At 42.8% G+C, this 11,485-nt stretch carries 12 protein-coding genes and 1 pseudogene; 7 read left to right on the plus strand and 6 right to left on the minus strand.

Going from position 1 to position 11,485, the window contains the following annotated elements; all coding sequences use genetic code 11:
- Positions 1-39: 39 nt before the first annotated feature.
- Positions 40-222 carry a hypothetical protein gene (locus tag ACFPVS_RS12955; protein ID WP_378595836.1) on the minus strand — a complete coding sequence of 61 codons (183 nt, stop codon included), beginning with the start codon at positions 220-222 and terminating at the stop codon, positions 40-42.
- Positions 223-239: 17 nt separating this feature from the next.
- Between ACFPVS_RS12955 and ACFPVS_RS12960 the strand changes: the two genes are divergently transcribed.
- From ACFPVS_RS12960 to ACFPVS_RS12975, 4 genes are all read left to right on the plus strand, one after another.
- Positions 240-1,172, plus strand: coding sequence for an AEC family transporter (locus ACFPVS_RS12960; protein ID WP_096295743.1), 933 nt, complete (start codon positions 240-242; stop codon positions 1,170-1,172).
- Positions 1,173-1,439: 267 nt separating this feature from the next.
- Entirely contained in the window at positions 1,440-2,651 is a 1,212-nt protein-coding gene (locus tag ACFPVS_RS12965; protein WP_096295744.1) for an ATP-binding protein, read from the plus strand.
- Between the two features lie 12 nt (positions 2,652-2,663).
- A complete protein-coding gene (locus ACFPVS_RS12970) occupies positions 2,664-3,380 on the plus strand; it encodes a VPA1262 family N-terminal domain-containing protein (protein ID WP_378595837.1) in 717 nt (238 codons plus the stop codon).
- Between the two features lie 14 nt (positions 3,381-3,394).
- Positions 3,395-4,057 (plus strand): VPA1262 family N-terminal domain-containing protein, encoded by a 663-nt coding sequence (locus ACFPVS_RS12975; RefSeq protein WP_378595838.1) that lies wholly within the window; start codon positions 3,395-3,397, stop codon positions 4,055-4,057.
- Here ACFPVS_RS12975 and ACFPVS_RS12980 read toward each other — a convergent pair.
- Positions 4,054-4,691 (minus strand): annotated as a pseudogene (locus ACFPVS_RS12980) (IS1595 family transposase). The gene ACFPVS_RS12975 and the pseudogene ACFPVS_RS12980 sit on opposite strands and share 4 nt — an antisense overlap.
- Before the next feature lie 54 nt (positions 4,692-4,745).
- On the opposite strand from ACFPVS_RS12980, the gene ACFPVS_RS12985 reads away from it, so the two are divergent.
- The gene (locus ACFPVS_RS12985) at positions 4,746-6,260 is read left to right on the plus strand and encodes a VPA1262 family protein (protein ID WP_378595839.1); all 1,515 of its coding nucleotides are present in this window, start codon (positions 4,746-4,748) and stop codon (positions 6,258-6,260) included.
- Complete coding sequence (locus tag ACFPVS_RS12990; protein ID WP_096295747.1) at positions 6,220-6,555, plus strand: hypothetical protein; 336 nt, start codon at positions 6,220-6,222, stop codon at positions 6,553-6,555. Before ACFPVS_RS12985 ends, ACFPVS_RS12990 begins: the two co-directional genes overlap by 41 nt.
- A gap of 420 nt (positions 6,556-6,975) precedes the next feature.
- On the opposite strand, the gene miaB is transcribed toward ACFPVS_RS12990, so the two are convergent.
- Together miaB and ACFPVS_RS13000 are read right to left on the minus strand one after the other, a co-directional pair.
- Positions 6,976-8,304 (minus strand): tRNA (N6-isopentenyl adenosine(37)-C2)-methylthiotransferase MiaB, encoded by a 1,329-nt coding sequence (miaB, locus tag ACFPVS_RS12995; protein ID WP_096295748.1) that lies wholly within the window; start codon positions 8,302-8,304, stop codon positions 6,976-6,978.
- Between the two features lie 191 nt (positions 8,305-8,495).
- Positions 8,496-8,879, minus strand: coding sequence for a hypothetical protein (locus tag ACFPVS_RS13000; RefSeq protein WP_096295749.1), 384 nt, complete (start codon positions 8,877-8,879; stop codon positions 8,496-8,498).
- A 241-nt stretch (positions 8,880-9,120) separates the two neighbouring features.
- On the opposite strand from ACFPVS_RS13000, the gene hemL reads away from it, so the two are divergent.
- A complete protein-coding gene (hemL, locus tag ACFPVS_RS13005; protein WP_096295750.1) occupies positions 9,121-10,404 on the plus strand; it encodes a glutamate-1-semialdehyde 2,1-aminomutase in 1,284 nt (427 codons plus the stop codon).
- An 88-nt stretch (positions 10,405-10,492) separates the two neighbouring features.
- Here the strand turns inward: hemL and ACFPVS_RS13010 are convergent, their stop codons facing one another.
- Positions 10,493-10,783, minus strand: a complete 291-nt coding sequence (locus ACFPVS_RS13010) for an EamA family transporter (protein ID WP_198345280.1) — start codon at positions 10,781-10,783, stop codon at positions 10,493-10,495.
- Complete coding sequence (locus ACFPVS_RS13015) at positions 10,744-11,370, minus strand: DMT family transporter (protein WP_198345281.1); 627 nt, start codon at positions 11,368-11,370, stop codon at positions 10,744-10,746. Before ACFPVS_RS13015 ends, ACFPVS_RS13010 begins: the two co-directional genes overlap by 40 nt.
- Between the last annotated feature and the right edge of the window lie 115 nt (positions 11,371-11,485).

Consider the following 11,485-nt stretch of genomic DNA (forward strand, 5'->3'; position numbering starts at 1 on the left):
ACGGTGTAGAATACGATGCACATGAATAAAGCCCCTTTGTTAAAGGGGCTTTACGTTGGTTAAAAATGCCCCTTTCATGGGGCGCAATATATAAGGTCTCTGGCCGTCTGGAAAAGCATTTATTGCAGCCGTTTCTATTTTCAGACGGCCTTCATGAATATGCAAAAAGGCAACACAATTTGTCGCCCCCATCACAAAGGCGTAAAATCCTAATCCATTCATATCCTATCAATATTCTCATGGAAACTTCCCTGCTGCTCGCCGAAAAAATTGCCCAACTCACGCTGATTGTGCTGATGGGCATTGCCTTGGTGAAATTCAAACTGCTCAAACCGGCCGACAGCTACCCGCTTTCCGTGATTACCCTTTACCTCATCAGCCCGGCGGTGATGATTCACGCTTTCCAAGTCGATTACACACCCGAAATTCTTGATGGTTTGTGGCTTTCGGTAAAGCTCGCTTTGCTGTTTAGCTTTTCACTGATTGTGCTGGGCAAGCTTTTGGCTAAAATCTTCAAGCTGGATATTCTGGAACAAGCCGCCGTGATTTACACCAACGCGGGCAATCTGATTATTCCGGTGGTGCTGGCCGTATTCGGCGCAGAATGGCTGATTTACACCGCAGGCTATTTGATTGTGCAAACCGTATTGTTCTGGACGCACCTGCGCGTGATGTTTGCCGGACGCAGCCAAATGTCGGTAAAAAAAATCTTTACCAACGTCAATATTTTGTCCATCGCCGTCGGTTTATTCATGTTTGCCTTTCAAATCAAACTGCCAAGCGTGGTGGATAACGCGCTGGCCAACGTCGGCAGCATGATCGGACCGGTTGCCATGATGATTGCCGGTATGCTGATTGCCTCGCTGCCTTTGAAGGAAATCATCACCTCCAAACGCATCTACCTCGTCACCTTCCTGCGCCTGATTCTGATGCCGCTGGTGTTGCTGGTGATGATCAAGCTCTTCGGCCTCGCCGAACAAAACAATCACAACCAAACCGTGGTACTCATCAGTTTCCTCGCCACCATCAGCTCTTCCGCGGCTACGGTCACGCAAATGGCGGTGCTGTATCAAAAGAATCCGCAAAAAGCCAGCGCGATTTACGGCATCACCACCCTGCTGTGTGTGGTGAGTATGCCGTTGATGATTGTGCTTTATCAGTGGGTGATTTGAAAGGCTTGAATATAAATAGGCCGTCTGAAAACATAATTTTCAAACGGCCTGCTTATTTGTAATCAGCAATATAAGCTGTGCCAACCGGTGTCAAAAAGACATTTAGGTTAAAGCGCACTGATTCTTGAATAAATAAAACCGCAAAAAATCTTCCCCACCAAAACATAACCCTAAAAAAAACCGCTAAATAAAAAGTTTTTATGGTTATAACCAGAATAAAATAATAAAATCAACCTTAATTTAAGAATATACCCAAAAGGTTTTACTATGATTAACCGCCCAAACTATCTCCAACAACTCAAGCCTTTTATCGATACCCCTTTAATCAAAGTCATTACAGGCATTCGCCGTTCAGGAAAATCAACGGTGATGAAATTATTGCAAGCGGAATTGATTTCCCAAGGTGTTGATGAGCAAAACACCATTCATATCAATTTTGAAAGCTTCGCATTCAGTGAATACAAAACCGCCGAGAAGCTCTACGCTTTAGTTAAAGAAAAAATCCAAACAGCGGAGAAATATTATCTACTGCTTGATGAGATCCAAGAAGTTACCGACTGGGAAAAAGCGGTCAATGCCTTTATGGTAGATTTCAATTTGGATTTATACATCACCGGCTCTAATTCGCATTTGTTGTCATCCGAGCTTTCCACTTATCTTGCAGGGCGTTATATAGAAATTCCGATTTTCACGCTTTCATACAAAGAGTTTCTGGATTTTAAAGCAGCTTATTCACAAGAAAACATTGAAAATTCAACCACACTTTTCAATGAGTATCTGCAAAAAGGCGGTTTCCCCATGGTGCATACGGCGGATTATCCGCAAGAAGTTGCCTATAAAATCGTTCAAGATATTTATGCGTCTGTGATTTTGCGCGATACCGTGCAACGCCATAAAATCCGTGACGTTGAACTATTGGAGCGCATTGTGAAATATGCGTTTGACAATATCGGAAATACATTTTCAGGCAAAAATGTGGCCGATTATTTCAAAAGCCAGCAACGCAAAGTCGATTTAAATACGGTATATAACTATCTCAAAGCACTAGAAAGTGCGTTTATCTTGCACCAAGTAGAACGCTTTGATGTGAAAGGCAAAGAGATTTTGAAAACCCAAGAAAAATTCTATTTGGGCGACGTATCTTTGCTTTATGCCACAATGGGCTTTCGCACCAGCTTAATTGCAGGCATTTTGGAAAATCTGGTCTATCTCGAGCTCAAACGCCGTGGTTATCAGGTATATATCGGCAAACTCGGCACCAAAGAAATTGATTTTGTGGCACAAAAGCAAAATGAAAAGCTCTATATTCAAGTTGCCTATAAATTAGAAAATGCACAAACCGTTGAACGAGAGTTTTCGCCCCTACAAGCCATTGCCGATAACCACCCGAAATATGTGATTACCATGGATGATTTTTGGCAGGAAAATATTGATGGCATTGTGCATCAGCATATTGGGGATTTTTTGTTGGGAAATTAGAAAGAAATATTTATGCTATATGAATTTAATAAACATATTCTTGATGATAGAAGAATGAATAATTTATTTCATGGTCAAGAATCAATTTGTTTACAAGCTTGGGGCTTAGAGTTACAAGAAAAATCTCAAGTAGATTACCGCTTGCTATATGGTAGAGTGCTCCCATATGATTTTCAAAATAATCAGTGGATATCAGATTTATCTAAACATAATAAAATGGTTTCTATTAACGGGGAATTAAAAGCTAGAATTATTTCTTTTCAGCTTACTACATCCGCAGAAAATTTAAATACATTCATTACCAGCTTGCTTCAAGGAAACTCATTTTTAGAAGCCTCCGAAAAAATCTTGGTGGATATAGCTGAAAAACAGCAAGAAATTTTTGATTCATTAAAGCTTTCACCTCCGTATTGCATTAGACCGGTCATGCATTTACCTCCAAGAGATAATTACGTCTGGAATACCTCTAAAGTTAGCCCAAACTCTGATGCTAGCTATGATAGTGCAGCAATTAGTTTATTAGAAAAAACAAATTTTTGGAACATATTAGGTATATCAAGAAGCAAGAAAATTCTAGAATTGATTAATGAAAAGTTAAAAGGTGAAAATCTAGATATAGGTGGTATTGATGCTTGGAGACTTGGAGATTTAGAGTTTCTTTTTGCCCCTAGTCTTAATAGTCAAGAAAAACCAAAATTCCATTTAGATTTAAAGAAAAAAATACATTAGAAATTTTTGAAGAAATATCTGAACACTCTTTAGTTGCTATATTAAAACTTTTTAATGGCGATAGTTTACTTTTTACATCAATACAAGAGTTTAAAATAACTAACTATCCATTTAATTTAGACTTTCACATAAATGAATCTTGCAATGAGATATTTGACTCTTACACATTTGAATTATTTGAAAAAAGTGATTCCAATATTACGATATTAGCCCAAGAAGGGCATCCACTAGTACGTTCAATACAAGTTCAGAGCAATGTTATATCAAATATCTCAAATACCGAAAATGATCCTTGGTTACAAAAAGGTTTACCAAATTCATCTCTAAATAAAGCTAAAAGCTTCACATCCATAGAAAGGTTAACTAATCATTGTTCTGAATTTTCAGTTGGTAACGATAAGAAAGATCCATGGTTCGATTCTGATATTGAAATTACCCGCTATCTAAAAACAGTGTTACCACAATCAACTGACGCACACTTTTTCCCTAAATTGGTACTTAATGGCGAAAGTCGGCTTGACTTAGTTGCATGGTTGAAAAAAATAATAAATAAACATCCTAATGCCCAAATTGCTTGGTTTGATCCTTTTATGGAAAATGTAGGGATAAACTTATTAAATCGACTAGGGTTTAACTCAGGAGATTATATTATTTTTGGGGCTGTACTAGATAACTAGAATAAATTCTGCTTTACTAATTGTTTTAAAATAGAAATCTGAACTTTTATTTCACTGTGGTTAAACCGCCATTCACATTCCTTCAAATACAGCTCAAAATGCTCTTTGGGAATGCCGTTAAACTTACGTAAGCGGCGTTTTGCCTGATTCCAAAAGTTCTCAATCCCGTTGATGTGATTTTGCCGATCAGCAAAGTGAGTGCTGTGATTGATGCGAAAGTGGCTAAACTCACTCACATCAAGTACGTCATAGCTTTTGTAACAATCAGTGTAAACAATACTGTCAGGCTTTACTTGCTCACGTATTACCGGCAATAAAGTATTGGGCACGGCAACGGTGCAAACCTTGCCGTTGCGCTTCAGAAGCCCGAATACAGCGACTTTGCCGGCTGCACCGCAACCGCGTTTGCCTTTGCGCTGTCCGCCAAAACAGCTTTCATCAACTTCTACTCCGCCATCAAACATTTCCGGATGCGGGCTGTTATGGAAAATCAGTACGCGCAACGATGAAAGCAATAGGTTGCCGTGTTTTTATTAACACCGGCTAATTGAGCTGCAGTACGGGCAGTAACACCCGCAATAAACAGTTCAATCAGTTTGTTTTGCTTGTACTGGCTTAAACGGCTTCTTCTCATAGGGGTTATTCCAACCTGAAATTAGATTTCCCTGGTTATCTAGTACAGCCCCTTATTTTTACATCAGAGGCAGGTGAAGAAAATAATAGAATTCAGAATTTAATTAAACAATGTGAGAATTGGTCTGAAACAATAGGATGTGTAAAATTAAAAGTCATTGGGCTTGATAAGCTACACGATAGAATGATATTAATTCGTGCAAAAAATGGCAAGCCATTAGCGGGGTACCATTTATCTAATTCTATCCAAAGGGCTAATGAAAATAACCCATTGTTAGTTACTGAAATCTCTCTAAATGTACTATATCCTGTATTCTCTTATGTAGATGAATTAATTCAATCTCAAAATGTAAGTAATAAACCTGCTATTTTTGATTCTACAAAATATCAATCTAAAAATCAACAAGAAAAACAATCATTTGATTCTGAATCACCTTATCAATTTCCTAAATTAGGTTGGGTATTAGCAAAATGGTGGAGAAAACCAGAATTAGAGCATTTGTCTGGAAATGAGTTAAAAGCTAATTTACATTCTATAGAGTTAGATTTTGAAAGTCACCAAGAAAAATATTCAGATATTCCATTAGCTTTTTTTGGCGATTTATTCTCATCAGAGAATTTTGTAGAAGAATGGGATGCATTTGGCTGTTTGCTTGCCCATATTCCTGCTGAGAAATGTGTTTACGAAATAGGAAATCTTAATATATCAACCACATTAGTTGATAATTTATTATCTTATCTGGATCCTACAAGGAAAAATTCCCTATCACTTAGATGCAAAACTATCGTGTTAGATCTAGATAGCTATTTGGCGATGAGCTTTGATAAATTAATATTTAATGAATACCCAGAAATCATTTTTCAATATGATATAAATGAAATTTCTTATAGTGATTATTATGCAATTAAATTTTTATGGAATTTAGCTCCTGAAGCTATTATCAATTGGCTAGATGAACAATTATCATCCTTTGACAAAAAGAATAGCCAACAAAGAGCATTGATTACTGATGCTTTACGATATATTTGTGGTGATTTCGAATGTCTAAATAAATGGATTATGCTTTTTAGAAGCAATCATCATTTGCTTCAATGGATAGGTATATATAAAATAATTTCTTTATTTTTTGAGAGTAAAATAGATGAATATAAAATTTGTCAAATTATTGATAGACATCCCACGCTGGATAAAACCAAAATATTTTTATGGGTTATCAAAAAATCTGTTTTCAGAAACAATGAATTTAAACCTATATTTTTGTCAAAAGCTATAGAATTTAGCGAACCTATGGATAATGACCGTCTTGGAGAGCTTTTAAATATTTTACGAGGAAGACTAGGCAAGCTATATCATATATATTTCTGGATTCTAGAATATGTGCTAGAAAATATGGTAAGTCAAAGACTTATTTCTTATAATCAAATAATGAATTACTGGCTTGAAGACTTAGAGATAGACTGGTTCAAAGCTATTAAAAACAATCACGAGCATATTCATTTCAGATTTGCACTTGAAGGAAAGTTTTCTGATGAACTTGTCTATCTATTTTCTAAATTATCTGATTTCTAAATTATCTGAAGATGAACAAATTTTAGTATTATCTAGATTTGATAAGATAATCAACTCAGAGATAAGAATTATCAGAAAACCTTTAGCAAGAACATTAAATTACTCTTTATATACCAATGCATTTAAAGTAAATATTTGGATATTGGCAATATTTAATAGGTTATCTAGACTGAAATTATCAAAAGAAAATATTAAGGAAATAGAAGATAAAAAGGAATTATTATCAGACATTTATCAGAGGTATTCATTAAATGAAGATAGTGATAGAGAGCTATTGAGTTACTATGCAGAATAGTAAATTTTATTATTCTAAGCGCTATCTAAAAATCAAATTTAGATGGCATTCTTTTACCTAAAATCGGTAAAAAATCTGTAAATTTTGACTAATATTTTGCCACTTTTCGCTTCTTCTTTGCTTCATCAAGCTAAATAAAAACAGCCTGAGAACATCATCTCTCAGGCTGTTTACTATTTAATGATTTCGTTTTTTAATAATACTTAGCAAATCACTTTTCGGCACAAACAACATTGGCTATTTGTCCCACCCTTTAGATTGTATTGCACGCTTAACATCTAATCCAAATCATGCAATAAAGCGTACCCTATTCCGATAATAATGGTATTACCTTCAACTAAAGCGAAATCAGTGACGACTGGGTACTCAGCATTCCTATGGCAATTTTTTTGGGGGTTAAAGCCGCCACCACCTTTCGCTCTACAACTCTACCGGCACCCCACGCAGCGAGAAGGTATAAGCATCGGTGATTTCCAAATCAACCATTTGGTTAATCATCTCCGGCGTGCCGTTGAAAATTACCACGCGGTTGTTGGCGGTACGCGCTTGCAACTGGTCTGGGTCTTTCTTGGAAATGCCTTCTACCAAGCAGCGTTGTGCCGAGCCGATCATGCTTTGGTTGATGCGTTTGGTTTCCGCTTCGATGACTTCATTCAAGGCTTCCAAACGGCGCACTTTTTCGGTGTTCGGCGTATCATCCGGCAGGTTGGCGGCAGGTGTGCCCGGGCGCGGGCTGTAAATGAACACATAGCTCAAATCGAAGGCAATATCTTTCACCAGCTTCAAGGTTTGCTCGAATTCGCGTTCGGTTTCACCTGGGAAGCCGACGATAAAGTCGCTGCTCAAACACAAATCAGGGCGGATGGCGCGGAGTTTGCGGATGATAGATTTGTATTCTAAGGCGGTGTAGCCGCGTTTCATGGCGCTCAATACACGGTCGGAGCCGCTTTGAATCGGCAGGTGCAAATGCGACACCAGCTTCGGCAAATCGCGGTAACACTCGATAATCGAATCGGAAAACTCGCGCGGGTGGCTGGTGGTGAAACGCATGCGCTCGATGCCGGGGATTTCATGCACGATGCGCAACAAGGTGGCAAAGTCGCAGATTTCGCCATCGTCCATCTCGCCGCGGTAGGCGTTCACATTTTGGCCTAACAGGTTGATTTCTTTCACACCTTGTTGCGCCAAACCGGCAATTTCGGTCAACACGTCATTCAACGGGCGTGAAAATTCTTCGCCGCGGGTATAAGGCACCACGCAGAAGCTGCAATATTTCGAGCAGCCTTCCATGATGGAAATAAACGCGCTGCCGCCTTCCACACGCGCCAGCGGCAGGTGGTCAAATTTTTCGATTTCCGGGAAGGAAATGTCCACTTGCGAATGACCGGTGGTTTCTTTATCCACAATCATTTTCGGCAGACGGTGCAGCGTTTGCGGACCAAACACCACGTCCACATAAGGCGCGCGCTTGATAATTTCCTCACCCTCTTGCGAAGCCACGCAGCCGGCCACACCGATAATCAGGTCGGGATTTTTTTCTTTGAGCGGACGAACGCGTCCCAAATCAGAGAAAACTTTTTCCTGCGCTTTTTCGCGTACGGAGCAAGTGTTGAACAAAATAATATCGGCTTGATCGGCTTGCGACACCTGCTCGATACCGCCGTGTTCTTCCGCCAAAACGGCCAGCATTTTTTCGCTGTCGTATTCGTTCATTTGACAACCGAACGTGCGGATAAAGACTTTTTTCATGGATTGTGCTTTCTCAGGTAGCCCGTAATCGCGGGGCTGATTTATAAAACTTTCAGACGGCCTTTGAAGATTGCAAAGGCCGTCTGAAAGTGCGGTTCTCTCAATTTGATATATTTAATTCAACACGGTTGGGCTGTTGATATAAAAGCCACCGTGATTAAAATTTAATGGGTTTTCAGACGGCCTGAAACTTACTGCGCCTGATTCTGTACGCGCTCGGCAAAGTTTTGCACTTCGCCTTCGGTCAGCACCCAAATTTCACGAATCACGCCCGCGCCGTCTTGTTTGACGGCCAATGGTTTGCCGACTTGCGCGTTCAGACGGCCTAATATGATAAAGCGGTCGTTTTCATCGCGGATGCGCACGAATCGGGATAATTGGAAGCGGCCGGCATTGCCGTCGACCAAGCCTAGGGTGAGCAGTTTTGTCCACGAAAAGCCGCCGCTGCTCAATTTCACATACGGCAATTCAACTTGTTTCAACACCGCCACATTCATATCCATAGGCACCTCGCGCTGCGCCCAAGTCAGCGACGAACAAAGCAAAAGGCAGGCTGCCAGTAATCCGCGTAACATGATTTTTTTCTAAGTATTGGTTAAGGTGCGAGATTATAGCACAACCCAATAAAAAATGAATAGAGTGATTGTTTTTAAAGAACAATTTTCATATTTATCTGCACAGATTCGCAAACGCCACGCATTTGGCTGCTTCAGCCATGCCGTCTGAAACCGCTTATCCGCAAATCAATGTTAAAATAACGCTTTATTTTTCAGACGGCCTCCCCCTTTCAGACGGCCTTTCAACAAGGACAACAGCATGAACCGTAACGAAATCTTGTTCAACCGCGCCAAAGCCATCATTCCCGGCGGTGTGAATTCACCGGTACGCGCATTCGGCAGCGTCGGCGGCGTGCCGTGCTTCATCAAAAAAGCCCAAGGCGCGTATGTTTGGGATGAAAACGACACACGCTACATCGATTACGTCGGCTCGTGGGGGCCTGCGATTGTCGGCCACGCCCACCCGGAAGTGCTGGAAGCCGTGCGTGAAGCGGCTGCGGGCGGTTTGTCGTTCGGTGCGCCGACCGAAGGCGAAATCATCATCGCCGAAGAAATCGCCAAGCTGGTGCCGAGCGTCGAGCAAGTGCGTTTGGTCAGCTCCGGCACCGAAGCCACCATGACCGCCATCCGCTTGGCACGCGGCTACACCGGCCGCGACAAAATCATCAAATTCGAAGGCTGCTACCACGGTCATTCCGACAGCCTGCTGGTCAAAGCCGGCAGCGGTCTGCTCACTTTCGGCAATCCGAGTTCCGCAGGTGTGCCGGCCGATTTCACCAAACACACTTTGGTGCTGGAATACAACAACGTCGCCCAACTCGAAGAGGCCTTCGCCCAATCCGGCAACGACATCGCCTGCGTGATTTTGGAGCCTTTTGTCGGCAACATGAATTTGGTGCGGCCGTCTGAAAGCTTCGTCAATACCCTGCGCACGCTCACCGAGCAACACGGCGCGGTGTTGGTTTACGACGAAGTGATGACCGGTTTTCGTGTGGCCTTGGGCGGCGCGCAATCGCTGCACGGCATCAAGCCCGATTTGACCACCATGGGTAAAGTGATCGGCGGCGGTATGCCGTTGGCGGCGTTCGGCGGCAAACGCGAAATCATGGAATGCATTTCCCCGCTCGGCGGCGTGTATCAGGCCGGTACCCTTTCCGGCAACCCGCTGGCCGTGGCCGCCGGTCTGAAAACGCTGGAAATCATCCAACGCGACGGCTTCTATGAAAACCTGACTGCCCGCACCGGACAACTGGTGCAAGGTTTCACCGCCGCCGCGCAGGAAAACGGCGTGCAGTTCACCGCCGACAGCGTAGGCGGCATGTTCGGCCTGTATTTTGCCGATCACACTCCGCAAAACTACGGCGACATGGCGCGCAGCAACATCGACGCCTTCAAACATTTCTTCCACGGCATGCTGGAACGCAACGTGGCTTTCGGCCCATCCGCCTACGAAGCCGGTTTCGTATCCGCCGCACACACACCGGAACTGATTGACGAGACCATCGTCATCTCGCGTGAAGTGTTTCAAAATATGGCGAAATAAGCTCTAATTTAGATTGAGTGAAAAGATAAAGGCCGTCTGAAATTTCAGACGGCCTTTTATGATATAACAGTGAGTTTGCTGTTTTCACCTATCCCAATGCCTGCTCCATCTTCTCTTTTTTCCCCACCGCATTCAACACGGCCACCGCGATAATCAAAAACACGCCCACCGATTGCAACACGCCCAATTGTTCGCCCAGCAGGAACACCGCCAACATCACCGCAGTAAACGGTTCAAACACGGTAAACACAGCGGCTTTGGCAGCAGGCATTTTTTCCAAACCTTTGACAAACAAGCCGAAGGCGATAATCGTGCCGACCAAAGACAAGGCAGCCGCGGTCAGCCATACCGAAACATCCAGTGCAGCCAATTGCGCCAAAGTTTGATGCGTAGCAGGCAGGAAATGCTGACTGATGTAAACAGCAACATCATCGGAGGCGCGCCCGTCATGACTTTTTTGCCCAACACGCCATAAAGCGCGTAGCAAATACCCGACCCCAGCCCAATCATAATCCCGAGCGCATCAAAATTCATGCCGCCGGCCATGGTCAAGCCTACACCCAATGCAGCCACCGCCGTGAGCATGGCCGCTTTGCGCGTAATCGGTTCACCCAACAGCATACGGCCGAAAATCAAACTCCACACCGGCGCGGTATACAGCAACGCCACCGCCAGCGACGAGCCGACTTTGGCCACTGCCGCAAAATACAGCAAGCTCATACCCAACATACCAATCAGCGATTGCGCCGTCAGTATCGGTAATCGCTTGATGTCCAATCCACACAAAAAGCGCATGAAATAAGGCAGCAACAGCAGCAAAACCGCCGCCGCAATCACAATGCGCAAAGTTGCCACCTGCACACCGTCAAAACCGGCGAAGTTGAGCAAGGTGCCCAAAAAACCGAGCGAACCCCAACACACCGTCGCCACGGTAATCTGAATCATGCCTACAGTCTGCTTCTCCATTTTTTCCTCTGTTATTCTGAGACCTTTGCGAAATACCGGCCGTCCCATCCAAACGGTTACCTGAACAATCAGGTAACCGTTTTTTCATTTTCAGACGTGTTTCCCGTCCGTATTT

Origin of the sequence: Neisseria weixii (genome assembly GCF_042658245.1) — a bacterium.
In the GTDB taxonomy this organism is placed as follows: Bacteria; Pseudomonadota; Gammaproteobacteria; order Burkholderiales; family Neisseriaceae; genus Neisseria; species Neisseria weixii.

Excerpts from the sequence above, each read along its gene's own strand:
- ACFPVS_RS12955 (WP_378595836.1), bottom strand. The coding sequence starts at position 222 with ATGAATGGATTAGGATTTTACGCCTTTGTGATGGGGGCGACAAATTGT.
- ACFPVS_RS12960 (WP_096295743.1), top strand. The coding sequence starts at position 240 with ATGGAAACTTCCCTGCTGCTCGCCGAAAAAATTGCCCAACTCACGCTG.
- ACFPVS_RS12965 (WP_096295744.1), top strand. The coding sequence starts at position 1,440 with ATGATTAACCGCCCAAACTATCTCCAACAACTCAAGCCTTTTATCGAT.
- ACFPVS_RS12970 (WP_378595837.1), top strand. The coding sequence starts at position 2,664 with ATGCTATATGAATTTAATAAACATATTCTTGATGATAGAAGAATGAAT.
- ACFPVS_RS12990 (WP_096295747.1), top strand. The coding sequence starts at position 6,220 with ATGAACTTGTCTATCTATTTTCTAAATTATCTGATTTCTAAATTATCT.
- miaB (WP_096295748.1), bottom strand. The coding sequence starts at position 8,304 with ATGAAAAAAGTCTTTATCCGCACGTTCGGTTGTCAAATGAACGAATAC.
- ACFPVS_RS13000 (WP_096295749.1), bottom strand. The coding sequence starts at position 8,879 with ATGTTACGCGGATTACTGGCAGCCTGCCTTTTGCTTTGTTCGTCGCTG.
- hemL (WP_096295750.1), top strand. The coding sequence starts at position 9,121 with ATGAACCGTAACGAAATCTTGTTCAACCGCGCCAAAGCCATCATTCCC.
- ACFPVS_RS13015 (WP_198345281.1), bottom strand. The coding sequence starts at position 11,370 with ATGGAGAAGCAGACTGTAGGCATGATTCAGATTACCGTGGCGACGGTG.